This window comes from Zobellella sp. DQSA1 (assembly GCF_041950555.1).
Lineage (GTDB): Bacteria > Pseudomonadota > Gammaproteobacteria > Enterobacterales > Aeromonadaceae > Oceanimonas.
Genome location: NZ_CP169531.1, coordinates 1,785,470 through 1,812,041, shown reverse-complemented (window position 1 = coordinate 1,812,041; position 26,572 = coordinate 1,785,470). Strand labels below are relative to the sequence as shown.

Genomic DNA, 26,572 nt, shown 5'->3' with positions numbered 1-26,572 from the left:
TAAACAGCTAGGCGATGGCGCTCTGCATGGTCCAGAGGTGGGCGGCCAGCAGGGCACGCCAGGGGGAAAAGGTCGCCAGCCAGCGCCTGACCTCGGCTTCGGCCAGGGGCCCGGGTTCGCCGAGCAGGCGTTGCAGGCCCCGACGCACGGCTACGTCCCCGTGCAGGGAGCCATCCAGCCAGCCGAAGCCGCGCAGCAAGGTATAGTTGACTGTCCAGGGGCCGATGCCGCGCACCGCCCCCAACCGCGCCGTCATTTCATCGACCGGCAGCGTCCGCTGCCAGTGTTCCAGCGGCAGCTGGCCCGACCCGACCTGTTCGCACAGGGCCAGCAGGGTGGCGGTCTTGGCCCTGGAGAAACCGGCCCGGCGCAGGCGCTCTTCGCCCAGTTCGCCGAGTTGCCGAGTCTCGGGGTGGCAGAGCAGCCCGGAGGAATGGCGCAGCCCGGCGGCCAGCAGCAGGCGTCGCCGGATCGATACCGCCGCCGATACGCTGATCTGCTGGCCGGTCACCGCCCACACCAGGGCTTCGAAGGGGCTGGCGGTTAGCGGGACCCGCAGCCCCCGCTGGCGGGCGAGCAGGCCACCGAGCTGCGGATGCTCCCGGTAGCGTGCCTCGAAGGCGGCAACATCCTGCTCCAGGCCGAGCATGCGTTTCACCATGGCCTCGAGCGCCGACGAATCGTCCGCCGTTACCCGGCCGTCGACCGCCAGCCCCACCTCGGCGGCCGAGTCCTGAAAACGAATGCTCAAACAGGCCGGCCTCCCCTGCCACAGCAGCCCCTTGTGCAGGCCCGCCTCGTCCACTCTCTCCGCGATCGCCTCGGGGTCCCGACGGTGAAAGGCCAGGATGTCGCCGGGGCGAAAACCGGCGGGAAGGGAAAGCGACAGGGCCAACCGGTCGCCGGCGGGTGCCATGCCGCTACCGACGGAGGGGGCGGTATCGTCAGTCGAAGGGGTCATGAGGGTCTCCTGAAAGCAAGATAACGGCCTTGAGCATAGCCCCCCATTCCCCCACCGGCACTCCGGATCTTGCGCCGGGAGTTGATCAATCGCGCCGGCTCCCGGGTTCGGCCGCCAGCGCTGTCAGGATCCGGTGAGCCGCCTGAACGCGCGCCGGATTGGGATAGTTCCGGTTCGCCAGCATGACGATGCCGACCCGCTGGCTGGGTATAAAGGCGACATAGGCGCCAAAGCCGTTGGTCGAGCCGGTCTTGTTGAACCAGGCCTCTTTTCGCGGCGGCAACGGTGGGCTGAGCCGGACGGCCTCGTTGGCCTCCAGGGTCATCGGCGCCGAGTTTCCGGCCAGCAGCCGTTCGAGCGTGACCGGGTAGTCGTAGCTTTCCCATCCCAGTCCCTGGGTCATGTCGCCCACGCGGAAGTAGCCCGCCCGGGTGTCCGCCATGGCCTGGCGCAGGGTCGCATCCGGTTCGGCGTCATCCATATTGGCCTCGACAAAGGTCATGAGATCGGCCACGCTCGTTTTCACCCCGTAGGCCTCGGCGTCCAGCATGCCCGGATTCACCCGCACCGGCTTGTCCTCCTTCGAATAACCCCAGGCGTAGTGCGGCTGCTGCGCCGGTGGCACCTGCAGGTAACTGTGGCTCAGGCCGAGCCGGGGAAACAGCTGTTTTACCATCAGTTCCTCGAAGGGTTCGTCCAGGCTCCGGGCGGCCAGGTAGCCGAACAGGCCGATACTCGGATTGGAGTAGAGCCGATGACTGCCGGCGGCATGGTCCGGCTGCCAGTGACGGTAATAATCGAGCATGTCCTCCTCGCTCCGCACCGGATCGGGGAACTGCAGGGGCAGGCCGCCCGCCGTGTAGGTGCCCAGTTCGAGCAGGTGTATCTCATCGAACCGGCTGCCCGCCAGCGCCGGCAGATGCCGACTGACGGGATCGGAGAATGAAAGGGCGCCAACCGTCTGGGCGTAGGATGCCAGGGTAGCGGTGAAGGTCTTGCTGACGGAGCCGATTTCGAACAGGGTGTCTTCCGTGACCTTCACGCCCGCCTCCCGATCGGCGACACCGTAATTAAAATAATACCTCTGGCCATCGAGGCTGAGAGCCACCGCCATCCCCGGGATACGGTGCTCGGCGAGCAGGGGCTCGATAGTCTCGTTCACCAGCGCGTCAATCCGCGCCCTTGCCTCGCCGTCGGCAGCCCAGGCGGCGCCACCAAACAGAAGCGAACCGACCGCGATAAGGCTTGCTTTTGCCACTAAAATCTTGCTCATGATAGGATCCTGTTCCCGTGTATCAGGTTATCGGCCGTCGTCGCTGGCTTGGCTACGAGGCGGCCCGTTGCTGTCGGCATGGCTCGCCGGAGTCTTGGCGGGCCGCTGCAGGCGCCTAACATACGGGGCTCCGTCCGAATCGACAAACGGCGATATTTTGCATGAGCCATTAGAAAAATTTGAGGGTTTGTATGGTACGTCCCTATCTGCCGTTAAAGGCGCTGCGGGCCTTCGAGGCCTCGGCCCGGCACCTGAGCTTTACCCGTGCGGCCATCGAGCTGTGCGTCACCCAGGCCGCGGTCAGCCACCAGGTCAAGAGCCTCGAGCACCAGCTGCAGGTGACCCTGTTCAAACGGTTGCCCCGCGGGCTGATGCTCACCCGCGAAGGCGAACTGCTGCTGCCGGTGCTGCGCGACTCGTTCGACCAGATCACCCACACCCTGGGACGGCTCGGGGACGGCAACTACCGGGAAGTGCTGAGCGTAGGGGCCGTGGGCACCTTCGCCGTGGGCTGGCTGCTGCCCCGTCTGGCGGATTTCCAGGCAAAATACCCCTTCGTCGACCTGCGCCTCTCCACCAACAACAACAGGGTGGACATCGCCGCCGAAGGACTCGACTACGCCATCCGTTTCGGCACCGGCGCCTGGCACGGCATAGCGGCACACCCCCTGCTGCCGGCCTCGCTGTCGGTGATGTGCATTCCCGCCATCGCCGCCCGGCTCAGCAGCCCCGTCGATGTGTTGAACGAAACCTGGCTGCGATCCTACCGGGCCGACGAGTGGACGGAATGGCTGCTGGCCGCCGGGGTGACCGCCACCCTGCCGGTGCCGGGAAGCATGGTGTTCGACTCGTCCATCGCCATGATGGAAGCGGCGCTGCAGGGCGCGGGCCTGGCCCTGGCTCCTCCCCTGATGTTTTCCCGCCACCTGGCCGCCGGGGATCTGGTACAACCCTTCGACACCGCCGTCAGCCTGGGAAGCTACTGGCTGACGCGCCTGCAGTCGCGGGCCGAAACCCCCGCCATGACCGCTTTTCGGGAATGGCTGCTCGGGGCCGCAGAGCCCTGACCGGCGCTAGCCATGCATGGGCAGTTTCTTCCGGGTGAAGAGCGTCACGCCCAGTATCAGGGCCGAGGTAGTGAAGATGGCCACCACGCTCATGGCCATGCCCAGCCCCGGCGACCCTTGTTCAAACTGCTTGAAGACAAAAGTGGAAATGGTCACCATCCCCGCCGGGGCCAGCAGCAGCGACGCCACCAGTTCACGCGACGCGATGGCAAACACCAGCAGCATGGCCATCAGCAGGCTGGGGGCCAGCGCGGGGAGCAGCACGTGGAGGAACATGCGCACGAAGCCGGCGCCGCTGACGCGCGCGGCCGCCTCCAGGTTGGCGCTGAGCTGGCGCAGGCCGGCATTGGCGTAACGAACCGGATAAGGCAGCAGCAGGCAGGTGTAGGCCAGCAGCAGGATGGCACCGCTGTTGTAGACCTGAACGGGCCAATAGCTCTGGTTCCAGGCCAGGATGAGCCCGACCGCAACCACGATGCCCGGCATGGCGTTCGGCAGCAGGGAAAGAAAATCGAGCGCCTGGCTGGCCTTGCTGTTGACCCTCACCACCAGATAGCCGATCAGGGCACCCAGTACCCCCGTTATCAGCGCCGCGCCGGTGGCCAGGGTCAGGCTGGTGCCCAACGCCTGCAGGGCACCGGCCCTGTCGTTGAAAAGGGCAACGAAGTGCCGACCGGAAAAATTACTCCAGGCCAGGCCCCCGCTCAGGGTTCCCGTGGATGCCGTGGCCAGGGTGGCAAGCACGGGCACGCCCACGGCAATAAAGCCGACCGATGCAAACAGCAGCAGGACCGGATATCGCCACTTCCCCAGTTCCATCAGGGCGCCGCGATTCGGCTTGCCGGTCACCGCCACGTAGGAGTGGCGGTTAACCAGCCAGTGCTGGCAGTAAAAGGCGACCATGGCCAGCAGCACCAGCAGGAGTGACAAAACGGCCGCTCCCGGGATATCCAGGGGCCAGTCGGAAAAACGCCGATGAATACCCGTCACCAGTACCTCAAACCCCGCCTGGGCCCCCAGGGTGGCCGGTGTGCCGAACTCCTCGATGGTGAGCACGAACACCAGCAGGCTACTGGCGGCCAGGCCCGGTATGGACAGGGGCAAGGTAATCCGCCACAGCGCCTGCCGGGGACGGGCGCCGCACACCCGGCCGACCGCGGCATAGCGCCCGCCGACGGCCGCCAGTGTGCGGGAAGCGGCGAAATACACCACGGGAAAGACATTCAGCACCATCACAAAGACCACACCCCAGAAGGAAAACAGGAAGGCCTCCAAGTGAAAGCCGAACAATTGCTGCAGATAACCGCGCGGCTGCAGGGTCAGCATCCAGGACAGGGCCGCGATATAAGGCGGGATCAGAAAGGGCAACAAAAATATCAGATCCCAGCAGGCCCCGCCGGGCACCCGGGTGAGCGCACGCAGGGCGCCGAGCGGCAAGGCCAGCAACAGTGAGCCCGCCACGACACAGAGCCCCAGCTTGATGGTGTTGCCCATCAGTGCGAGCAGGGCCGGCTCGCCAAGGGTCGGGAGCAGGAGGCCGAATGGCCGGGCCAGGCTGCCACGGACGAATTCGGGAAACACGGCCTGCAACAGGACGTACAGTAGCGGCAGCCCGACCAGCAGGCACAGTGCCAACGCAGTAGCCAGCATGATAACAGGGGTCAGATCCAGGCGCCTGGGTACAAGGCGGGAAAGGGCGTTAGTCATAAACATCCATGGCAAGCAGAAAAACGGCCGGACCACGGACCCTGGCCCGTGGTCTCATCGACGCTACATCGCAGCGTTGCGGAAACGCTCCAGTATCTGCTCCCGGCGGGCCGCCATGGCGGCGTCATCCACCGGGATCAGCGCCAGTTCATTGATGGTCGGACGCTCGGCGGCGATGTCGCTTCGGGCCGGCATCAGATAGACCTCGGCTACCCGGGCCTGTCCCTGCCCGGACAACACAAAATCCACAAAAGCCATGGCCTGCTCCTGGTTCCGGCTGGATTTGAGGATCATCATCGGCCGGGGTGCGATCACGGTGCCGGAGGCGGGAAAAATCACTTCTATGGCTTCGCCGTTGGCCTGCTGCTCCAGCGCGATATAGTCCACCGCACCGAACACCACCGATTTGGCGCCCTGCAGCACCGGATTCAGGGCGCGGGCGTTGGGCCCGGGCACGGCCAGGCCGTTTTCTTTCAACCGTTCAAACAGTGCCCAGGTCCCCTCCTCGCCCCGGGAGCTCAGCAGGCCGGTTACCAGCTGGTAGGCCGTCCCCGATTGTGCGGGATCCGGCATGGTCACCTGATCCCGGTATGCCGGATCGGCCGCATCAGACCAGTCGGCCGGCATGGGGGTATGGCTGTTCCTGTTCCACACCATGGCCAGCGCCGACACCCCTTGCGCGACGAAGTGGCTGTCTTTCAGGAAATCGGGAACCTGTGCCGCGTTGGGCGACTGATATGGCTGCAGCAGGCCCTGGGCCTTGAGATCCTGGGCCGAATCCCAGGATGCCGAGATGAAGACATCGGCCTGGGGATTGGCCTGCTCCGCCTCCAGCCTGGCCAGCACGGTGCCGGTGGTGCCCTGGAAGACGTTCACGCGCACGCCGGTTTCGGCACTGAAGTCACCCGCCAACCGCTCGATCAGGTTGTCCGGGCCGGCAGAGTAAACCGTCAGGCTACCCGCCCATACCGGTGTGCTCAATCCTGCGATCAGGGTCGCGCCGAGCGCTATCTTTCCAATCAGTGAATTCATTATCCTGCTTCCTTGGGTTGACATGTCTGTGGATAGGGTCCCGTGCCGACCGGGCGGAAACGGGTGCCGAATGAACATTTACAGCCTGGCCATCGAGTCGCCAGGCACGCAGGCAGGGTGCATCGACCGCCAGCGACAGTCGTTCTCCGACCCGGGGGGCATGGCGGCTGTGCAAGGTGAGCTCGACGCTCGGTGACAACCGCAGCCGTAATCCATGCTGCTCGCCCTGAAACACCACGGCGGCGACCTCGGCGGTGACGGTGGCCTGCTGCCCGCACACCGATACCGCACGCCGGGGAATGAAGAGGGTCACGTCTTCGTCCTGGGCCATCGGAGCGTGGAACGGCAGGACATGGCCATCTTCACCGACGTGAAAACCCTGCGCGGTAAAACGGCCGGGGATCACCATGCCACTGCCCAGAAAGGTCGCGATGCCGGCGTTGGCCGGAAAGTCATAAAGCACTTGGGGAGCAGCAATCTGATGCAGCTCTCCGCCTTGCAGTACCGCCACCTGATCGGCCAGCGCGAAGGCCTCTTGTTGATCGTGAGTCACAAATACGGCCGACAGGCCCAGCTCTTTTATCAGGCGACGAATGTCCAGGGCCAGCGACTCACGCAGTCCCTTGTCGAGATTGGACAGGGGTTCATCCATCAGCAGCAGCCGCGGGCGGGCAACGATGGCCCTGGCCATGGCCACCCGCTGTTGCTGCCCGCCGGACAGGGTCTCCGGCGAACGCCCGGCAAACTCCGCCAACCCGACCGTATCCAGCGCCCAGGCCACACTGTGCCGCCGCTCGCTACCGGCAATGCCGCGCATCTTGAGCGGAAACTCGACATTTTCGGCCACCGTCATATGGGGCCACAGGGCATAATCCTGGAATACCATGCCCAGTTCCCGGGCCTCGGGCGGGCGATATAAACCGGGCGCGCTCATCACCTGCTCTCCAATCCAGATGCTTCCCCTGTCGGTGGGGAGCAGGCCGGCGATGCAGCGCAGCAGGGTTGTCTTGCCACAACCGGAAGGACCCAGCAGGGCCAGGATCCGTCCCGCCTCCAGCGTCAGGCTGACGCCCTTGAGTGCGAGCTTGTTCTCGAAGGACTTGTACACGCCTTCTATGCGCAACGGCGGCGTGCCTGGGTGGAAATGGGGCTGTGCGGTCAATGACGATACCTCTGCGGTCCTTGGGGTGTATCGGAACAATCACGGTGCTGCTATAAGTAGCCCGGTTGTATGTCGGGAAGATGACAACGGAGTGAGGCACAGGGGTGAGAGTTATTGCTTGTTCAGAGAAATAAAGAGCATAAAATGTAGAAACATCTACAAACATGTAGTAATCGATACATTATGAACTGGCTACTGTTGATCCTGACGCTGCCCACCGAGAATGCTACCGCCCGCATGCGGGCCTGGCGGGCGCTCAAGGCCTCCGGCGCCGCCGTGTTGCGCGACGGCGTCTACCTGCTGCCGGCACGGGACGGGCTTCGGCAGACTCTTCGCCACATCGCCCGAGATGTTGACGAACAGGGCGGCACCGCTTTTCTGCTCGACACCCGCAATGAGGAAGGGCCTGATTTTCTCCCCTGGTTTGATCGCACCGACGAGTTCAACGAGTTCCAAGGCGAGCTCACCGAACTGCAGGCGCGACTGGCCGCCACAAAGGCCCAGGATAACCTCAAACAGATACGCAAGTTGCGCAAGCGCTTCGGCCAGTTGGCCGCCATCGACTTCTTCCCCGACCAGCCCCAACGCCAGACGGAAGCGGCCCTGGTGCACCTGGAACGGGAAATAGCCCGCCGGATGAGTCCTGACGAGCCCAGCGCGACCGGCACCACGCTGCCGGCGCTGAACATCACCGACTACCGGAACAAGTTGTGGGCCACCCGCGCCCGTCCCTGGGTCGACCGGCTGGCCAGCGCCTGGCTGATCCGCCGCTGTATCGATCCCGACGCCCGACTGTTGTGGCTGACGTCGGTGCGGGATTGTCCCCCCGAGGCGCTGGGCTTCGACTTCGACGGCGCCGCCTTCAGCCATGCCGGCGACCTGGTCACCTTCGAGGTGCTCTTGGCCAGCTTCGGCCTCGGTACGGCGGCCTTGCAGCGCCTGGCCGGTATCGTCCATTACCTGGACGTGGGTGGCGTCCCGCCCCCCGAGGCCAGCGGCATCGAAAGCCTGCTGGCCGGCCTGCGCGATACCCTCGGCGACGACGATGCCCTGCTGGCCGCCGCCGGCACCGTCTTCGACGGTTTACTCACCACCTTTGAAAAGGAAGTTTCCCGATGAACCACTCCCTCGCCGATACCAAGGCGCCGCCAACCGAGGTCAGCTTCTGGCAGGCCCTGCTGTTCTGGCTCAAGCTGGGATTTATCAGTTTCGGCGGCCCGGCCGGGCAAATCGCCATCATGCACAGCGAATTGGTGGATCGCCGCCGCTGGATCAGCGAAAAGCGCTTCCTACACGCCCTCAACTACTGCATGGTGCTGCCCGGCCCCGAAGCCCAGCAGTTGGCTGTTTATATCGGCTGGCTGCTGCACCGCACCAAAGGCGGGCTGGTGGCCGGCATCCTGTTCGTACTGCCCTCCCTGTTCATCCTTATCGGCCTGTCCTGGATCTACCTGGCCTTCGGCGATGTGCCCCTGGTGGAAGGGGTCTTCTACGGCATCAAGCCGGCGGTCACCGCCATCGTGGCCCAGGCCGCCTGGCGTATCGGCGCCCGGGTGCTGAAGAACCGGGTGCTCTGGATCATTGCCGCCGCTTCTTTCGTCGCCATTTTCGCCTTCAACGTGCCCTTCCCGGCCATACTGCTGGGTGCCGCCCTGATCGGCTACATCGGCGGCCGCATCACCCCGTCCCGCTTCCAGGCCGGTGGCGGCCATGGTGCCTCGTCCGCCGCGGCCGGTCCGGCAATCATCGACGATGACACCCCCACCCCGAAGCACGCCGTCTTCCGCTGGTCGCGGCTGGGTTGGGTGCTGCTCATCGGTGCCCTGCTCTGGCTGTTGCCCATGGCGGCCATGACCGCCGCCCTGGGCTGGTCCCATGATCTGACCCAGATGGGCTGGTTCTTTACCAAGGCAGCCCTGTTGACGTTCGGCGGGGCCTATGCGGTGCTGCCTTATGTCTACCAGGGCGCGGTGGGCCACCATGGCTGGGTCAGCCCCACCCAGATGATCGACGGCCTGGCACTGGGCGAAACCACACCGGGTCCGCTGATCATGGTGGTCGCCTTCGTCGGCTTTGTCGGTGGCTATGTCAAGGCACTATTCGGCCCGGACAGCCTGTTCCTGGCCGGCGCCGCCGCTGCCGCCCTGGTGACCTGGTTTACTTTTCTGCCCTCTTTCCTCTTCATTCTCGCCGGCGGTCCCCTGGTGGAGTCCACCCACGGCAACCTCCACCTGACCGCACCCTTGACGGCCATTACCGCCGCCGTGGTGGGAGTGATCCTGAATCTGGCGCTGTTTTTCGGCTATCACGTGCTCTGGCCCCAGGGCTTTAGCGGCCTGTTCGACTGGCCATCGGCCCTGATTACCCTCGCCGCCGCCATCGCCCTGTTCCGCTACCAGCGCAATGTGATCCTGGTGCTCAGCCTGAGCGCCCTCGCCGGACTGGTCGTCCATCTCTTGTTCTGATAGTGACGCCCAGCCCTAGGTTCTGTCCGGACCTTGGGCTGGGTGCACACCGCTGTTCCGCCTGATTACCGGTCATCTTCTTTATTCATTTTTCAGATAACAATTTATTTTTTATTTCGTTTTTAAAGGTTAGCCCCTGCCCTAACATCCTTTCCAGATCCCGATACCATCATCGACTCAGGAGACAAAAGGATGTCCAAACGCGATCGTACCTTTAAGCAACTGGCCGCTGCCGGCCTGCTTTCCGCCACCGCCTTCGCCAGCCTGGCCGCCAGCCCGGTGACCCTGCTCAACGTGTCCTACGATCCCACCCGGGAGCTGTATCGGGAATACAACCAGTGGTTCGGCGACCAGTGGCAGGCCGAACATGACCAGAAGGTGACTGTGCGCCAGTCCCATGGAGGCTCCGGCTCCCAGGCCCGCTCGGTGATCGACGGCCTGGACGCCGACGTGGTCACCCTGGCCCTCGCCTACGACGTCGATGCCCTGCGCCAGCACGGAGAGCTGATCCCGGAAAACTGGCAGTCCCGCCTGCCCAACAACAGCTCGCCCTACACCTCGACCATAGTGCTGCTGGTGCGCGACGGTAATCCAAAGAACATTAAGGACTGGGACGACCTGATCCGCGACGACGTGGAAGTGCTCACCCCCAACCCCAAAACCTCCGGCGGCGCCCGCTGGAACTACCTGGCCGCCTGGGGTTACGCCCTCAAGCAATATGGCGGCGACGAGCAGAAAGCCTACGAATTCGTGGAGAAGCTGTTCAAGAACGTGCCGGTGCTGGATCCCGGCGCGCGCGGCGCCACCCATTCTCAGCTTGGACAAGACAGTCGGCCACCGGCTGGATCCCGGCGCGCGCGGCGCCACCAACACCTTTGTACAGCGCGGCCTGGGGGATGTATTCATCGCTTGGGAAAACGAAGCCTTCCTGGCGGTAGAGCAGCTTGGCAAGGGTCAGTTCGAAATAGTGGTGCCCTCGGTCAGCGTCCTGGCCGAGCCGCCGGTCGCGGTGGTGGATAAGAATGTGGACCGCAAGGGCACCCGCGCCCTGGCCCAGGCCTACCTGGAAGGGCTCTATACCGATGACGCCCAGCGCCTGGCCGACAAGCACTATTACCGCCCGTCCAACCCCGGGATCGCCGCCGAGTTTGCCGATCGTTTCCCGGCGCTGGAACTGTTCACCGTGGATGAGCTGTTCGGAGGTTGGCAGCAGGCCCAGGACACCCACTTCAACGACGGTGGCAAGTTCGACGCTATTCTCGAAAGCATCGCCAAACGTTAACAGTGAACAGAACTCGGGGCCCCGCAAACGGCGGACAAACCGTCGGATGACTCTGTGATCACTCCCGTGAAGACGGGAGTCCAGTGCAATCCGTCATGGATCTCCGCCTTCGCGAAGATGACCACCGCTTGTCAACCAACCGAGAGCCCCCGCTAAGGAGCGCAATATGATGTTTTCCTCCGCCAGGCGTCGCAGCGTGATCCCGGGGTTCGGTCTGACCCTGGGATTTTCGCTGTTGTACCTGACCTTTATTTTCCTGATTCCGGTCGGCAGCCTGCTGCTCTACACCAGCCTGATGAGCTGGGAGGAGTTCTGGCGCGCCATCAGCCATCCCCAGGTGGTGGTCTCCTATAAGCTGTCGTTCTCGGCCGCCTTTATCGGTGCCGCCATCAACCTGGTGTTCGGCGCCCTGGTGGCCTGGGTGCTGGTACGCTATTCCTTTCCCGGCAAGCGGCTGGTGGACGGGCTTATCGACCTGCCCTTCGTGGTGCGCACCGTGCAACCGGTGCTGGAGGATCTGGAAGCCGAGCGGGAGGAAGCCTCCGCCAGCCTGGGCGCCGGCCGGCTGACCACGGTACGCCGGGTGATACTGCCCGCCCTGCTGCCGGCCCTGCTCACCGGCTTCGCCCTGGCCTTCGCCCGGGCCATCGGCGAATACGGTTCGGTGGTGTTTATCTCGGGCAACCTGCCCTACCAGACCGAGATCACCCCGCTGCTGATCGTGGCCAAGGCCGAACAGTACGACTACAACGGCGCCGCCGCCATCGGCCTCACCCTGCTGGTGGTGCTGCTGGTGGTGCCCGCCAACGTCATCTTCGGGGTGGCCATTGCTTGGGCCATCGCCAAGTTCGAGTTTCGCGGCAAGCCCCTGTTGCTGTCGATCATCGACCTGCCCTTCGCCATCTCGCCGGTGGTGGTGGGGCTGATTTTCGTGATCCTGTTCGGCTCCCAGGACTGGCTGGGCGACTGGCTCAGCGCCCATGAGCTGCGCATCATCTTTGCCGTGCCCGGAGCAGCAGGGCAAGCAGGAGGAAGAAGCCTCCCTCACCCTGGGCGCCAGCGGCCTCAAGACCTTCTGGTACGTGACCCTGCCCAACATCAAGTGGGGCCTCATCTACGGCATCATCCTCTGCAACGCCCGCGCCATGGGCGAATTCGGGGCCGTGGCCATCGTCTCCGGGCGGATCCGGGGCGAAACCAACACCATGCCCCTGCATATCGAGGTGCTCTACAACGAGTACATGTTCACCGCCGCCTTCGCGGTGTCCTCCATCCTCACCGGTCTGGCCCTGGTCACCATCGCCCTCAAGTCCGGGGTGGAGTGGCTCGAACAGCACAACCACCAACATTCTGCGAGTTGATCCATGAGTATCAAGATTGAACACCTGAACAAGCGTTTCGGCGACTTTGTCGCGGTAGACAACATCAACCTGACCCTGCCGGACGGGCAGCTCACCGCCCTGCCCCACGTGCTGTAGAGTCAGCACCTTCATGGTGATGGAAACTCGAGAGCCGCTATCCGGCCAGCCAGGGCGCTGGCTGCAGACAGGCTTTCAGCGCGGCGAGAAAACCGGAGACCCGGGCGGAGCGCTCTCCTCCCCGGCCGCTCACCAGGGCGACGATGTCGGCATCCGGCAGCCGGTAGTCGGGCAGCAGACGCACCAGACCGCCGTTGTCGATATCGGCCTGAACGTCCCACTCCGAACGCATGATGATGCCGAGCCCGGCCAGGGCCCAGTCCTTGACCACCCGGCCTTCGTTGCTGGCCAGTTGCGGATGTATCCGGATGACCTCTTCCTTGTTGCTTTTCCGCTGCCTGAAGGACCACAAGGTCACGTCTTCGTTGTTTTCCCGCAGGGCGATGCACTGGTGCTGGAGCAGCTCCCTCGGGCTGCGCGGCTCGCCGTGGGCGGCCAGGTAAGCGGGCGAGGCGCAGACAAAACGCCGGTTTCTGGCCAGGGTCACCATCTTCAGGGAAGAGTCCCTCAGGGCGCCGATGTAGATGATCACATCCCACTTGTGGCAGCTGGACCAGACGGGGTTATCCGAGAGTTCCAGCTCAACATCCAGTTGCGGATGGGCCCGCTTGTACGCTCCAAGCAGGGGAGCCACGTGCTCGTTGCCGAAGCCCAGCGGCGCCAGCACGCGCAACTTGCCGCCGACCAGGCGTTTTCGATCGGCCAGTTGTTCCTGCAGTTCATCCAGCTCGTTCAGGATGGACTGCCCCTTCTCCAGCAGCAGCAGCCCTTCTTCGGTCAGGCTGACGGTGCGGGAAGGCCGTTGCACCAGGGGCGTCGAGAGTTTGTCTTCAATGTGCTTGAGCCGCTGGGTAACGGAAGGCGGGGTCACATTCATTGCCCGGGCAAGGTCGGCGAGCGTGCGATGGCCGGCGAGCATCCTGATAAAGCGCAAGTCTTCCGTGGAGATCATTTAGCTTAAACCTAATCAATAAGTAAGTTTTGATTAATATTTATTAAAGCATAGTTCCTCCATACTCAACACCACCGACATTATCGAAGCAACGGCAGGAGGAAAGTCATCATGCAAACCCATACAGGATCAACGCAGGCACCGGCCCATGGCCATCTGAACACCCCTTTCCTGATGGTGGACAAACCCAAATTCATCGATAACCTGAACCGGTTGCGCTCGCTGATCGCGCCCTTTGGCGTGGCCCTGCGGCCACACTTCAAGACCATACGCGCCATCGAGGCGGCGGCTTATGTGCTGCCCGACGCTTCATCGCCCGTCACCGTGTCCACCCTGCGGGAAGCGGAAGCGCTGGCGGAGGCGGGCTATCACAACATCACCTACGCCGTCGGTATTTCGGCAGCCAAGCTGCCCCGGGTAGGCGCCCTGATTGAACGAGGGGTTACCCTCACCGTTCTGCTCGACAGCCCGGAGCAGGTGCAGGCGATCAACGACTACTGCGCCGCCCATCGGTGCACCATTCCCGCCCTGATCGAGATTGACTGCGATGGCCACCGCGGCGGCATCCTCCCCGAAGATCCGCGGCTGATCGAACTGGCCCGCTTGCTGGCGGACGGGCCGGCCCAGTTCCAGGGGCTGTTGCTGCACGCGGGTGAGTCCTATCGCTGCTACCGGCGGCAAGGGTTGCAGGAGGCGGCGGACAACGAAGTCGCGGCCGCGCTCAGGGCTCGCAACGCCCTGGCCGCACGGCAGATCCCCTGCCCGGTGGTCAGCGTGGGCTCCACCCCCACGGCCTTCAGCTACCGGCAACTGGAGGGAGTGACCGAGGTACGCGCCGGCGTATACAGCTTTTTCGACCTGGTGATGGCCAATATCGGCGTCTGCGAACTCGAGGATATTGCCCTCAGCGTGGTCGCCACCGTGATCGGCCACAACCGGGACAAGGGCTGGGTGCTGGTGGACGCGGGCTGGATGGCACTGTCTGCCGACCGGGGCACGGCCAGGGCACCGGTCGACTACGGTTATGGCCAGGTGGTGAGCGCCGGTGGCGCCGTGATGGCGGGCATGCAGGTGCTCAGCGCCAATCAGGAGCACGGCATCATCGGCCGGGTGGATGGCCATCCGCTCTGCTTCGAGGATTTTCCCATCGGCAGCCGGGTGCGTATCCTGCCCAACCATGCCTGTGCAACCGCCGCCATGCACGATCAGTATCAGGTGTTTGACGGCCTTAACGGAACCCACGAAGTCTGGCACCGGATCAAGGGGTGGTAACTGCGGCAATAATTAAATAACGGCTCCTGATAGTGCTGCATCGACCGGGCAGCGCACAACCATTGCAAACAGGCTCACACCAAGGCCGGGATTTTACCTTGCCGTGATGAGCCTGCTCGGCCTGAGCAAATATTCAGTGAATATTCACAGCAGGTTGCAACGGCGTTCACCACATCCAAATGTGGTTTTATTAAACGCCGGTTCAGCCAGTATTAGTATCGGTCATTGAGGATTCAACAGCCATTTCTTTACATTGGAGAATTCATTATGAATATTTCAACCAAGAATGCACCAGCACCCTTTGGTCACTATTCCCAGGCAAAAATCGGAGGCGATATCATTTTTATTTCTGGACAACTAGCCGCAGAAAAAGATGGAGCCCATTGTTTTGACAAATCGTTTCCTGAACAAACCAGACAATGCCTTGACAACGTACTGGCCATTGCCAGAGCGGCCGGTGCAGAAAAACATCAGATATTAAAAGTTACCGCTTACATTGTTGGAGTGGAACACTGGTCTGAATTCAACAAAATATACTCGGAAATATTTGGCGAAACCAAGCCAGCCAGATCTGTTGTTCCAGTACCAGAACTGCACCATGGTTATCTGATTGAAGTAGAGGCCTTTGCGCTATCTGAATAGAAACAGATGGATTTTTTAACACAACAGGAAGTTGAGGTATAAAATATGAGCAATCACCATGAAGCCACCGTACGAATAAACGAAACCAAAGCCTCTAACATGGCGTTATGGAAGAAAATTTTAATCGGCATGCTCTTAGGTGCACTAACGGGGTCCTTCCTCGGAGAGCAGGCTGTCATGCTGGAGCCGATCGGGATTCTTTTTCTTAACCTAATAAAAATGTTGATCGTCCCCCTCGTTTTTTGCTCACTGGTAGTCGGGGTTTCGTCGATAAAAGACGGCAAGAAAATGGGCCGTCTAGGGCTGAAGTCGTTTGTTCTATACCTCTTGACTACGGCCGTTGCCATTACCGTTGGGCTACTGCTGGCCAGCGTGCTGCAGCCAGGAAGAGGAATGGATATGGCTGCTGCCATTACCGCACCGGTAATGAATGAGCCACAGACACTGATCCAGAGCCTGCTGAATTTAATCCCTCAAAATCCGGTCACTGCGCTGGCAGAAGGTAATATTCTTCAAATTATTCTATTTGCATTGGCACTGGGTATTGCCCTGAGCCAATCTGGTGAGAAGGGACGGGCTGCCATTACTGCACTGGAAAGTTTAGCCGAAGCAATGTATAGGCTCACGGCCATGGTCATGCGTCTGGCCCCGTTCGGCGTATTTGGCCTTATCGCCTGGGTGGCAGGCAAGTATGGCTTCGAAGTTTTGCTATCACTGGGCTCGGTGATTATTGCTGTTTACATCGGCTGCCTAATACAAGTACTGCTTGTTTACACTGGCATCATTGGTCTTCTTGCTCGTTCAAATCCGGTTATATATCTTAAAGCAATCATCAATCCTGCCATGGTGGCCTTTTCCACTGCAAGCAGTTCCGGCACCTTACCGGTAACCATCAGGCATGCTCAAGAAGACTTGGGGGTTTCCAAGTCCGTCAGTGGTTTCGTCTTGCCCCTGGGGGCCACCATCAATATGGACGGAACGGCCCTTTACCAGGGAGTGACTGCTCTTTTTATCGCCCAGGCTTTTGGCGTAAGTTTGGACATGGTGGATTATTTCACTATTATCACTACCGCCACCCTGGCCTCTATTGGTACTGCCGGTGTACCTGGCGCAGGACTGATTATGCTCTCTCTGGTACTGACATCCGTTGGTTTACCGATGGAAGGTTTGGCCATCATCGCTGGCGTGGATCGTATCCTGGATATGGCCAGAACATCCGTTAATGTCTGCGGTGATATGATGGTCTCCATGATAGTGGCCAAAAGTGAAGGAGAACTGGAGGCCCCTCAGCCGGTACCGTTATCTAACCTTCAATAAAAAGGAACCTCTTGGATATTATGGGGTTCCTTGTCCCACAAACATGAAAGCTAAATAGCTGCTCCTAATAGTGCTACATCGACCGGGTCGCGCAGGTAGATGGAGCGGATGGGGCCGGTGGCGCCGGTGCGCATCACGGGCCCCTCGATGATCCTGGCCTCCTTTTCCCGCAGCAGGCGGATCACCTCGTCCAGGGGACGGTCGGCGATAAAACAGAGATCGAGCACCCCGGGCACCGGGGTATGGGCCTTGGGCTCGAACTCCTTGCCCTTGAGATGCAGGTTGAGCTTCTGGTTGCCAAAGCGGAACGCCTTGCGCCCCTCGCCGAAGCTTTCCAGCTCCATGCCCAGTAAAATCCGATACAGGCCGCCTCATCCGCGGTGGTGAGGACCAGATGGTCCAGACGCGCAATCATGTACTTCCTCCTCGTATCCTCTGTTTATGCGGTGGACACTTCAGAAAATCCGCCGCTTCGGCCACCGGCAGCCTGCATCACTCCTCAGCGGGTGCCGTGTTTTCAGCCAGCATTTTTTTCATCAGCGCCGGGCTTCGCGGTAGCAGGCCCGCCTTGAGGCCGAAGGGTTTGAAGATGGCGTTGAGCACCGCCAGGGTTGGGCTGCCGCTGTCCCGCTCGACGTCCGACAAGGTCCGCCGGCTCACGCCCACCAGGGCCGCGTAGTCGGTTTGCGACATGCCCAGCAGTTCCTTTCTGAGGGTGCGCAGCAGCTTTCCTTCGGTGATCTCGCCGGTGAACAGTTGGGTGAGCAGCCTGATCAGCAAGGCTTCACGCACGGTGGCGCTTGGCTTGTTCATGTGAGTTTCCAACTTTTCAGTTTTTCATCCAGATAGTCGAACCCCATTACCGGCATCCTGATGATACTGTCGGGCACGCCCCTGTCTTGCAGCCACTGCCTGAGCCCGACAAGCCTGCCAGCCAGTGCGGTTGCCGCAGGAGTAGTTCGGCGCCGTCATGCCAATGGCCCTGGTCGAAAATCTGAACGGTCAGGGTAAGGGATCCCATGTCGTCACCATGAGTAATTTATTGCTCAAACATAGCAGTCAAACCACTTTATGAGCAAAAATATACTCAAAAATTATTAATTATGATTTTTTGTGCAATATTTTACACAACCTTACTCAGATACACCGCATCCGTACAGCCGGCAATAGGGCATCTACCACACCATCGTCCACCAGGGTACCACTGGGCCGAGGCCAGGCTCCGGGCTACCGCCTCCCGGGCGCTCGGGAGGCGGTAATCTCGTGTGCTTGCGGATGCGGTCATGGTGTTGTTCCTGTCTGTGGTGCGGCCCAGGCGGGCCCCTCGACAGGAAAAGTACACAAAGCGTTAACCGTTCGACAGCACGGCGTTGATGCAAAAGCATCAAGCGCCGGCGCCGTTGTTATCAGGACGGAAAGGCGAACTGCACCCCTTCGCGCACCCCCGCCGAGGGCCAGCGTTGGGTGATGGTCTTGCGCCGGGTGTAGAAGCGCACGGCGTCGGGGCCGTAGGCATAGAGGTCGCCAAACAGCGATCGCTTCCAGCCGCCGAAGGAATGGTAGGCCACCGGTACCGGCAGCGGCACGTTGATGCCGACCATGCCCACCTGAATGTTGTCGCTGAAGTAGCGGGCCGCCTCGCCGTCGCGGGTGAAGATGCAGGTGCCGTTGCCGTATTCGTGGGCGTCGATCAGCTCCATCGCCTGCTGCATGGTCGCCACCCGCACCACCAGCAGCACCGGGCCGAAGATTTCTTCCTGGTAGCAGAGCATGTCCGGGGTAACCCGGTCGATCAGGGTGCCGCCCACGAAAAAGCCGTTGTCAAAACCGGGCACGCTCGGGTTGCGGCCGTCCACCACTATCTCGGCGCCCTGGGCTTCGGCGCTGTCGATGTAGCCAACCACCTTTTCCATATGTGCCTGGGTGATCACCGGGCCGAAATCGTTGCGCTTGTCATTGAAGGCCCCGACCTTGAGGCCCTGCATCTGCGCCTGCATCTTCTCGATGAAGGCATCGGCGGCCGTGTCGCCCACCGCCACCGCTACCGACAGCGCCATGCAACGCTCGCCGGAAGAGCCGAAGGCCGCGCCGGTCAGGGCGCTGACGGCGTTATCCATGTCGGCGTCGGGCAGCAGGATGGCGTGGTTTTTGGCCCCGCCCAGGGCCTGGCAGCGCTTGCCGTTGGCACAGGCCTTGCCGTAGATGTATTCGGCAACGGGCGTGGAGCCGACGAAGCTCACCGCCTGCACCCGGGGATCCTCAAGCAGGGTATCGACCGCTTCCTTGCCGCCATTGACCACGTTGATCACGCCTGCCGGCAGGCCCGCCTCCATCAGCAACTGGGCGATGAACAGGGTCGGGCCCGGGTCCCGCTCGGAAGGCTTGAGCACGAAACAGTTGCCGCAGGCGATGGCCATGGGGTACATCCACAACGGCACCATGGCGGGGAAGTTGAACGGGGTGATGCCGGCCACCACGCCCAGCGGCTGGAACTCGCTCCAGGAGTCGATGGCCGGGCCCACATTCTTGCTGTGCTCGCCCTTGAGCAGCTCGGGCACGCCGCAGGCATATTCAACGTTCTCGATGCCGCGTGTGAGTTCGCCCATGGCATCGTGCACTATCTTGCCGTGCTCCTCGCCGATCAGCCGACAGATTTCCTCGGCATTCTGCTCCAGCAGCTCCTTGAAGCGGAACATGACCCGCGCCCGCTTCAGCGGCGGCGTGTTGCGCCAGGCCGGAAAGGCGGCCTGGGCGGCGGTGATGGCCTCCTCCACAGTGGCCTTGCCGGCCAGGGCCACCTGTTTGGCGACCTCGCCGGTGGAGGGGTTGAACACATCCTGGGTGCGGGCGCCGTCGGTCACGATGGTGCCGTTGATCAAGTGGCCGATAATCTTCATCCATGTACCTCTCTTGATATGAATTGCTGTCTTTCGCGGCGGTGGCCGGGCCTCAGTCCAGTTCGCCGATGGCCTCGCCCAGGGCGTTAACCAGCTGGTCTATCTCTTCCCGCTCCACGATAAAGGGCAGGCCCAGTTGGATGGTGTCGCCGCCGTAACGCACGTAAAAACCCTTCTCCCAGCACGTCATCGCAATCTCGAAGGGGCGGCGCGCCGGCTCGCCGGGGTAGCTTTCGATCTGCAGGGCGCCGGCCAGGCCGTAGTTGCGGATATCGCTGATATAACGGGTGCCCTTGAGGCTGTGCAGCGCATTCTCGAAATACGGCGCCATCTCCTTCACGCGGGGAACGAGTTGGTCCTGCTGGAGGATATCGAGCGAGGCCAGCGCCGCGGCGCAGGCCACCGGATGGCCGGAGTAGGTGTAGCCGTGGGGCAGCTCGAGCATGTAGTCGGGCCCGCCCTGCTCCATAAAGGTGTGGTAGATCTCGCCCTGGCAGATCACCGCCCCCATGGGCACGGCGCCGTTGGTCAGCTGTTTGGCCAGGTTCATGATGTCCGGCACCACGCCGAACTCCTCGGCGCCGGTCATGGAACCCATGCGGCCGAAGCCGGTGATCACCTCGTCGAAGATCAGCAGGATGTCGTGCGCATCACAGATTTCGCGCAGCCGCTTCAGGTAACCCACCGGCGGCGGGATCACCCCGGCGGAGCCGGCCAGCGGCTCGACGATGACGGCGGCAATGTTGGAGGCGTCGTGCAGTGCAATCAGCTCCAGCAGATCCTCGGCCTTGTCCGCACCGGTCTGCGGCATGCCGCGGGTAAAGGCGTTTTCCTTCAGCAGGGTGTGGGGCAGATGATCGGCGTCTATCCCCTGGCCGAACAGGGCCCGGTTGGGGCCGATGCCGCCGAGGCTGATGCCACCGAAGTTGACCCCGTGGTAGCCCTTGGCCCGGCCGATCAGCTTGGTCTTGCCGGCCTTGCCCTTCTTGCGCCAGTAGGCCCGGGCGATTTTCAGCGCGGTATCCGCGCTCTCGGAGCCGGAGCCGGTGAAAAAGACGTAGTCGAGGCCGGCGGGTGTCAGCTCGCGGATGCGATGGGCCAGCTCGAACGCCTTGGGGTGGCCGTACTGGAAGGCCGGGGCATAGTCCAACTCGCGCAGCTGCCTGGCCACCGCCTCGGCGATCTCGGGCCTGTTGTGGCCGGCGCCGCAGGTCCAGAGCCCGGACAGACCGTCGAAGATCCGGCGACCGTCCGCATCACGGTAGTAACACCCCTCGGCGCCGACGATGATGCGCGGATCCTGTTTGAACTGGCGATTGCCGGTGTAGGGCATCCAGTAGGCGTCGAGCTGCGCGGGGCTCAGGCCCGCCCGTTGCAGAATATCCTGTTTAGACATGATCCAATCCCTGCTGCCGTTGATGATGAAGGAATCATTCTGGTAGCCGGCTTGGTTAAGTTAAATGCAAATCTATTTATCTATAGGTAAGCCAGCACTTAACTTTAACGGCGCCGGCGTGTCGCCGGCACGGGCACCCCGCCATCAGCGGGGGTCTTGCAGGGAGGCGAGGAAGCTCTCGAGGATCAGATTGGGGCGGCGCCCTTTGCGGGTCACAACGGCCAGCTTGGAGTCAAAAAACAGCCGCTCCGGACACAGGGGCATCATCTGTCCCTTGGCCACCCAGTTGGTGGCATAGTGATCCGGCAGGTAGCCGATATAGCTGCCGGTGAGGATAAGAAAGGCGATGCCCTCCCGGTCGGAGGCGGTCGCGGTGCAGTTCAGCAACTGATGCAGGCCCATGGCTTCCGCCGTCATGCGGTAGCCGGGCACCACGGCGTCGACCGAGCCCAGAGTGTCGTCGTCCGGCTCGGCGCCGGCATGAAACAACGGATGCTCGCGACTGCAATACAGGCTGGAGCGCTCTTCGTAGAGCAAGCGGTAGTCCAGGCCCGAAAGCGGCGTGGTCAGGGGAATGGCACCCACGTGCAGGCGGCCGTCGAACAGCCCCCGCTCTATCTCGCCGGGGGTGCTCATGCTGATATTGACTCGGATTTCGTCGCTGCACTCACGCAGCGCCTTCAGGGCGCGGGTGATTTCCATATGGGGTTGAGTCACCAGGTTGTTGACGATGCCGATATTGAGCTCGCCCCGCAACTGTCGGTTGATCTGGTTGATCTCGGCGCGAAAGTTCTCCACCGCGCTCAGCAGCACCTCCCCCGCCCGCAACACTTCCCTGCCCTCGTCGGTCAGGGCGAATCCCGCCCGGCCACGCTGGCACAGGCGCATGCCCAGGCGCTTTTCCAGATCGCTCATCTGCAGGCTCACCGCCGAACGGGTTACCCCCAGGGCGCTTTCGGCGGCGGAGAAGCTCCCGCACTCCGCCACCACCTTGAACAGGCGCAACAGGCGCAGATCGAAGTCGGTCACCTGGGACAAAGGCATTTTTGATCTCATGGTTTCGTGTTTACTTAACAAAAACTGGGTAACTACAGCATTAACTCAACCATGGCGTCGGTGCAAGCCTGGCCGGTCCAAGTCCCGGGTGCCAATAAACAAAGGCCTCCGCAGCGTTTATCCCAGCGAGCGGGCGAACGCCTGCTGTGGAGCGGGGCGCCGCGCTTCGAGGAGATCGAGTCCGCACTCATGGCCTTGAGTGAACTCAGGGGCAAGCCCGCAGGCACTATTCGCATCACCGCGGGGGAGCATGCCACCCATACCATCCCCATTGCTAAATAACTGATCCTAATAGTGCTACATCGACCGGGCACCGCACGCAGACACGCCGTGAACCCATCACTGGGGGCTCCGCCGCGCCATCTGTGGCGCGGAGGGTCTGCTTAGCGAAACCCTGTCGCTGTCGGTAGTGATCTACCATTCAGAACAGTTATTTAGCCAGGGTGCCAGCCTGGGCGATACCGGCGGAAATCAGGGCAGCCAGGATGAGCGCGGAAATAATGGATTTACGCATGTGATATCGTCTTGTGAGTTTAATGGAGCATTGCTGTTATTTTGATATAAAGGCCATTTCCAAAAACGATTGGAAATGAAATAAAGCAGCGCAGCTCCATGCAACCTGGCGGATATTCATCATTCAAACAGTCCGTTATTCGGCACTGCCTTACCGACGAAAAGAGTTTACCTTTTTTATTTCTCTCGATTAGACGCCATTATCCACACGCACTTGCTAATCCGGCTCATTAATTAAATGCCCATTCTCCCGCCAGCGGTCGAGTTGCGACCGGGTATCGATATCGATGGCGGCGGCGGGCATGGGGCACTCGCACACCGGCATGCCAGGATCGTACAGCAGCGCCTTGGCGCCCTGGTCGCCGGACAGGGCCTGCAAGCGGGAAAAGCTGTTGGCGCCGAACAGGGCGGGTACCCCGCGCCGCCCGCCATACCAGCCGCAGACGATATTGCCGCCGTCGAACGGTTCCAGTAGCCGGGCCAGCTCCCGGTGCGTCACCGCCACCTGATCCGCCAGCATCACCAGGATACCCTGGTAAGCGGACGCCAGCTGCGCCACACCGAAGGCCAGGGAGCTGCCCAGGCCGTCCACCCAGCCCGGGTGATGGAGCAGGGTCGCCCCGTTCAGCTCGCCGCGTTGCCGGGCCTGATCCAGGGCCTGGTGCCAGGCGCCGCTGACCACGAAGACGTCCTGCGGCAACAGCCGTCGGGCCTGGTCGATGCTGCGCTGCAACAGCGAGCCCCCGGCCACCCGCGCCAGCGGCTTGCAGCCGCCGAAGCGTGACCCCTGCCCCGCCGCCAGGATCAGCGCGGCGATGGCGCTCATGCGACCAGCACCCCGCTCAGGGAACGACCCGAGCCCTGGTACAACACGGCCTGGCACTCGGCCAGGATCGACAGGGCGATGGCCTCCGGCAGCTCGGCGCCGAGTTCGAGCCCGGCGGGCCCAGCCAGGGGAGTGGCCAGCGCCTCCGGGGTCACTCCCGCCTCCGCCAGCACCCGGTTCCTGCGGTTTTCCGGCCCCAGCAGGGCCAGGTAGCCGAGCCGGCAGTCCGCCAGGGCCCGCAGCGCCTCGGCATCGAGCCGGATGTTGTGGCTCATCAGTACCGCCGCCTGCACGCCCTGCTCCCGCACGTAGGGCCCCAGGGTGGCGGCCGCCCCGCCCAACAGCTGGTCGACGGCGGGAAAATACTCGGGCCGACCATTGGCGGGACGGGGATCCCACAGGCTGATGCGCCAGCCCAGTTGGTGCGCCAGGGCCGCCAGCGGACGGGCGTCAACCCCGCCGCCCACGATCAGCAAATGGGGCGGCGGCGCCACCGGCGTGCGCAGCCAGCGCTCGCCGCCCTCCTCCAACAGGGCGGCCTGCGGCCGCGGTGCCCGGGAGCCCTCCGCTTCTGCCGCCAGGAAGCGGGCCGCCGCCTCGCCGCCGCTGCCGGGCAGCCGCTGGTAGTAGCAACCGCTTTGGTGCCGGCCAAGCGTCCGGTAGAGCTCGTCCAGCATCAGGTAGCGGTTGGCCCGGTTCACCGGCTGCAGCAGGATATGCACTATGCCGCCGCAGCCGATGCCGAGCCGGAAGGCAACGTCGTCCTCGTCGCTGCCGTCGTAGCTCAGGGTCAGCGCCTGGCCGGCGTCCATCACCTGGCGGGCCCGGCGATGGATGTCGGACTCCAGGCAACCACCACTCAGCATGCCCAGTTGATGGCCCTGACCACTGAACAGCATCATGGCGCCGGCCTTGCGGTAGGCCGGCCCCTCGGTCTGGTAGACGGTGCCCAATACCCAATCGTCATCGTCTCGTAACGGATACCACTGGCTAAGCAGGGCAAGTAAATGATTCGACATAAAATCTCACCGCTTGGGGTTATGGCCCCGCCGAGGTCCGCCTCAGGCGGCGGGCTCAGGACGAATGGGCAACTGGTAGTAGCGCCGTCCGGTCACGGCCGCCAGGGCGTTGGCCACCGCCGGAGCGATGGGCGGCACCCCGGGCTCACCCACCCCGGTGGGCGGCTCGGCCGAGGGCACTATATGCACTTCCACTTCCGGCATCTGGTTGAAGCGCAACACCTGGTAGTCGTGGAAGTTGGACTGCACCACCCGGCCGTTTTCCAGGGTGATGGCGCTGACCAGCGCCGGCGCCAGGCCAAAACCGATGCCGCCCTCCATCTGGGCCCGGATCACGTCGGGGTTGATTGCCAGCCCGCAATCCACGGCGCAGACGACACGTTCCACCCGGAAGCCGCCATCGGGCTGCACCGACACCTCCGCCACCTGGGCGACATAACTGTTGAACGACTCGTGTACCGCCACACCCCGGCCGCGCCCCTCAGGCAGCGGGCTGCCCCAGCCGGCCTTTTCCGCCGCCAGCCGCAGCACGCCCTGCCAGCGGGGGTGGCCTTCCAGCAGTTGCAGCCGCAGCGCGACCGGATCCTTGCCGGCCCGCACGGCGAGTTCGTCGAAAAAGGTTTCGGTGGAATAGGCGGTATGGGTATGGCCCACCGAACGCCACCACTGCACCGGCACGGCCTGCTCCACCGTGGTCAGTTCCACCCTCAGGTTGGGGATGGCATAGGGCAGCGTGGAGGCGCCTTCCACCGAGGTGGGATCTATCCCCTCCTGCATCATCGCCTCGAACGGCGTGCCCGCCATGATGGACTGGCCCACGATATGCTGCTCCCAGCCGACGAGGTTGCCATCGGCGTCCAGGCCACCGCGCAGCCGGTGCACATAGGCGGGGCGGAAGTAGCCGGCGCGCATGTCGTCCTCCCGGCTCCAGACCAGCTTGACCGGCGTGCCCGGGCGGGCCTTGGCGATATGTACCGTTTCCAGCAGGTAGTCCGAGGCCGGGTTGGCGCGCCGGCCGAAACTGCCACCGGCCAGCAGCATGTTGATCTTCACCTGCTCCGGTTTCATCCCCAGCACCGCGGCGATGGCCCCCTGGTCCACCGTCTGGAACTGCTCGCCGTTCCAGACTTCGCAGCCCTCGGCGGTGACCAGGGCCACGCAGTTCATCGGCTCCAGCGCGGCATGGGCCAGGTAGGGAAACTCATAGGTCGCCTCGAGCACGGTGTCGGCGCTCTCCAGCGCGGCGGCCGCGTCGCCCTCGTTACGGGCGGGCTGTCCGGGCTGCCCGGACAGCTCGCGGTAGCGGGCCATGATGTCAGTGGAGCTGGCGGTGAAGGCCTGGCTTTCGTCCCACTCCACCTCGAGCTGTTCCCGGCCCTGCTTTGCACTCCAGTAATCCTGAGCCAGCACCGCCACCCCGGCGGGGATCTGCACCACCGCTACCACCCCGGGCGAGGCCTTGGCCCTGGTGTCGTCGTAGCGCCTTACCCTGGCGCCGAAGCGCGGCGGATGCAGCACCACCGCCGTCAGCATGCCGTCCAGCTGGATATCCTGGGTAAAAACGGCGCTGCCGTCGGTTTTGCCCAGATCCTTGCGCGGCACCGACTGGCCGATAAGCACGAAATCGGCGGGATCCTTCAGGCGGATGCCGTCGGGCTCGGGCAACGGCAGGGCGGCGGCCTGCTCGGCCAGCTCGCCGAAGGTGGCGCTGTGCCCGGCGGCATGGCTGACCACCCCCTTGCTCACCCTGATCTCGTCGGCCGGCACATCCCATTGCCGGGCGGCGGCGGCCACCAGCATCGCCCTGGCGGTGGCGCCGGCCAGGCGCAGCTGCTCGAAGGAGTTGGCGATGGCGGAACTGCCCCCGGTGCCCTGCACCGGCCCCCAGTGCAGATTGTTGTAACGACTGGCGTCGGCCGGGGCCCCTTCCGGCTGCATCTGCTCCCAGTCCGCGTCCAGCTCTTCCGCTACCAGAGTGGTCAGGCCGGTATAGGTACCCTGCCCCATTTCCAGGTGCTTGATCAGCACCCTGACCTTGTTGTCGGTACCGATACGGACAAAGGCATTGGGTTCGAACTCCCCGGCGGCATTCAGGGCGGACGCGGCCCCGTTGCCGGCCAGGGCCGTCGGCAGCTTGAGCGCCAGCGTCAGCCCGGCCCCCACTCCGCCCATCAACTTGAGAAAACCACGGCGGCTGGTGGCCATGCCGCGCTGCTGTTCGGAAACGATTCGGCGCATCGGAATTATCCTTGTGT

General features: G+C 63.0%; 21 protein-coding genes and 2 pseudogenes. 9 read left to right on the top strand and 14 right to left on the bottom strand.

The genetic code is table 11. The features are described 5' to 3' along the window. Window positions 1-7: 7 nt before the first annotated feature. Window positions 8-961: a DNA-3-methyladenine glycosylase family protein gene (locus ACEVBK_RS08625; protein WP_375058189.1), complete on the bottom strand. Its 954-nt coding sequence runs from the start codon at window positions 959-961 to the stop codon at window positions 8-10. A gap of 85 nt (window positions 962-1,046) precedes the next feature. Then, complete coding sequence (gene ampC / locus ACEVBK_RS08620; protein WP_375058188.1) at window positions 1,047-2,234, bottom strand: class C beta-lactamase; 1,188 nt, start codon at window positions 2,232-2,234, stop codon at window positions 1,047-1,049. 191 nt (window positions 2,235-2,425) lie between these two features. Here ampC and ACEVBK_RS08615 point away from each other — a divergent pair, with 191 nt between their 5' ends. Next, window positions 2,426-3,301, top strand: coding sequence for a LysR family transcriptional regulator (locus ACEVBK_RS08615; protein WP_375058187.1), 876 nt, complete (start codon window positions 2,426-2,428; stop codon window positions 3,299-3,301). Between the two features lie 6 nt (window positions 3,302-3,307). On the opposite strand, the gene ACEVBK_RS08610 is transcribed toward ACEVBK_RS08615, so the two are convergent. The 3 genes from ACEVBK_RS08610 to ACEVBK_RS08600 form a co-directional block, all read right to left on the bottom strand. Further along, complete coding sequence (locus ACEVBK_RS08610; protein WP_375058186.1) at window positions 3,308-5,008, bottom strand: ABC transporter permease; 1,701 nt, start codon at window positions 5,006-5,008, stop codon at window positions 3,308-3,310. Between the two features lie 63 nt (window positions 5,009-5,071). Beyond that, window positions 5,072-6,040, bottom strand: coding sequence for an ABC transporter substrate-binding protein (locus ACEVBK_RS08605; RefSeq protein WP_375058185.1), 969 nt, complete (start codon window positions 6,038-6,040; stop codon window positions 5,072-5,074). Then, a complete protein-coding gene (locus ACEVBK_RS08600; protein WP_375058184.1) occupies window positions 5,964-7,202 on the bottom strand; it encodes an ABC transporter ATP-binding protein in 1,239 nt (412 codons plus the stop codon). Before ACEVBK_RS08600 ends, ACEVBK_RS08605 begins: the two co-directional genes overlap by 77 nt. Window positions 7,203-7,385: 183 nt before the next feature. Here ACEVBK_RS08600 and ACEVBK_RS08595 point away from each other — a divergent pair, with 183 nt between their 5' ends. The 5 genes and pseudogenes from ACEVBK_RS08595 (at window position 7,386) to ACEVBK_RS08575 (ending at window position 12,310) form a co-directional block, all read left to right on the top strand. Beyond that, window positions 7,386-8,321, top strand: coding sequence for a chromate resistance protein ChrB domain-containing protein (locus ACEVBK_RS08595; protein ID WP_375058183.1), 936 nt, complete (start codon window positions 7,386-7,388; stop codon window positions 8,319-8,321). Continuing rightward, the gene (gene chrA, locus ACEVBK_RS08590; protein WP_375058182.1) at window positions 8,318-9,667 is read left to right on the top strand and encodes a chromate efflux transporter; all 1,350 of its coding nucleotides are present in this window, start codon (window positions 8,318-8,320) and stop codon (window positions 9,665-9,667) included. Before ACEVBK_RS08595 ends, chrA begins: the two co-directional genes overlap by 4 nt. 192 nt (window positions 9,668-9,859) lie before the next feature. Then, window positions 9,860-10,949 (top strand): annotated as a pseudogene (locus ACEVBK_RS08585) (sulfate ABC transporter substrate-binding protein). Window positions 10,950-11,115: 166 nt separating this feature from the next. Beyond that, window positions 11,116-11,787: pseudogene (locus ACEVBK_RS08580) on the top strand (ABC transporter permease subunit); the annotation flags it as partial. Between the two features lie 142 nt (window positions 11,788-11,929). Then, window positions 11,930-12,310: an ABC transporter permease subunit gene (locus ACEVBK_RS08575; protein WP_375058533.1), complete on the top strand. Its 381-nt coding sequence runs from the start codon at window positions 11,930-11,932 to the stop codon at window positions 12,308-12,310. A 154-nt stretch (window positions 12,311-12,464) separates the two neighbouring features. Here ACEVBK_RS08575 and ACEVBK_RS08570 read toward each other — a convergent pair whose 3' ends face one another. Next, entirely contained in the window at window positions 12,465-13,379 is a 915-nt protein-coding gene (locus ACEVBK_RS08570) for a LysR family transcriptional regulator (protein WP_375058181.1), read from the bottom strand. A 111-nt stretch (window positions 13,380-13,490) separates the two neighbouring features. Between ACEVBK_RS08570 and ACEVBK_RS08565 the strand changes: the two genes are divergently transcribed. The 3 genes from ACEVBK_RS08565 to ACEVBK_RS08555 all read left to right on the top strand — a co-directional run bounded on the left by ACEVBK_RS08565 (window position 13,491) and on the right by ACEVBK_RS08555 (window position 16,610). After that, entirely contained in the window at window positions 13,491-14,651 is a 1,161-nt protein-coding gene (locus tag ACEVBK_RS08565; RefSeq protein ID WP_375058180.1) for an alanine racemase, read from the top strand. Window positions 14,652-14,918: 267 nt separating this feature from the next. Next, entirely contained in the window at window positions 14,919-15,293 is a 375-nt protein-coding gene (locus ACEVBK_RS08560; RefSeq protein ID WP_375058179.1) for a RidA family protein, read from the top strand. Between the two features lie 45 nt (window positions 15,294-15,338). Beyond that, window positions 15,339-16,610: a dicarboxylate/amino acid:cation symporter gene (locus tag ACEVBK_RS08555; protein WP_375058178.1), complete on the top strand. Its 1,272-nt coding sequence runs from the start codon at window positions 15,339-15,341 to the stop codon at window positions 16,608-16,610. 50 nt (window positions 16,611-16,660) lie between these two features. On the opposite strand, the gene ACEVBK_RS08550 is transcribed toward ACEVBK_RS08555, so the two are convergent. The 8 genes from ACEVBK_RS08550 to ACEVBK_RS08515 all read right to left on the bottom strand — a co-directional run bounded on the left by ACEVBK_RS08550 (window position 16,661) and on the right by ACEVBK_RS08515 (window position 26,555). Continuing rightward, window positions 16,661-16,954 carry a hypothetical protein gene (locus ACEVBK_RS08550; RefSeq protein WP_375058177.1) on the bottom strand — a complete coding sequence of 98 codons (294 nt, stop codon included), beginning with the start codon at window positions 16,952-16,954 and terminating at the stop codon, window positions 16,661-16,663. A gap of 148 nt (window positions 16,955-17,102) precedes the next feature. Further along, window positions 17,103-17,423: a helix-turn-helix transcriptional regulator gene (locus tag ACEVBK_RS08545; protein ID WP_375058176.1), complete on the bottom strand. Its 321-nt coding sequence runs from the start codon at window positions 17,421-17,423 to the stop codon at window positions 17,103-17,105. Window positions 17,424-18,016: 593 nt separating this feature from the next. Then, window positions 18,017-19,507, bottom strand: coding sequence for a CoA-acylating methylmalonate-semialdehyde dehydrogenase (locus tag ACEVBK_RS08540; RefSeq protein ID WP_375058175.1), 1,491 nt, complete (start codon window positions 19,505-19,507; stop codon window positions 18,017-18,019). Between the two features lie 52 nt (window positions 19,508-19,559). Continuing rightward, window positions 19,560-20,903, bottom strand: a complete 1,344-nt coding sequence (locus tag ACEVBK_RS08535; protein ID WP_375058174.1) for an aspartate aminotransferase family protein — start codon at window positions 20,901-20,903, stop codon at window positions 19,560-19,562. A gap of 144 nt (window positions 20,904-21,047) precedes the next feature. Next, entirely contained in the window at window positions 21,048-21,947 is a 900-nt protein-coding gene (locus ACEVBK_RS08530) for a LysR family transcriptional regulator (RefSeq protein WP_375058173.1), read from the bottom strand. 742 nt (window positions 21,948-22,689) lie between these two features. Further along, window positions 22,690-23,298, bottom strand: a complete 609-nt coding sequence (locus ACEVBK_RS08525) for an NTP transferase domain-containing protein (protein ID WP_375058172.1) — start codon at window positions 23,296-23,298, stop codon at window positions 22,690-22,692. Further along, window positions 23,295-24,317 carry an XdhC family protein gene (locus ACEVBK_RS08520; RefSeq protein WP_375058171.1) on the bottom strand — a complete coding sequence of 341 codons (1,023 nt, stop codon included), beginning with the start codon at window positions 24,315-24,317 and terminating at the stop codon, window positions 23,295-23,297. Before ACEVBK_RS08520 ends, ACEVBK_RS08525 begins: the two co-directional genes overlap by 4 nt. A gap of 42 nt (window positions 24,318-24,359) precedes the next feature. Continuing rightward, a complete protein-coding gene (locus tag ACEVBK_RS08515) occupies window positions 24,360-26,555 on the bottom strand; it encodes a molybdopterin cofactor-binding domain-containing protein (RefSeq protein WP_375058170.1) in 2,196 nt (731 codons plus the stop codon). Window positions 26,556-26,572 lie beyond the last annotated feature (17 nt).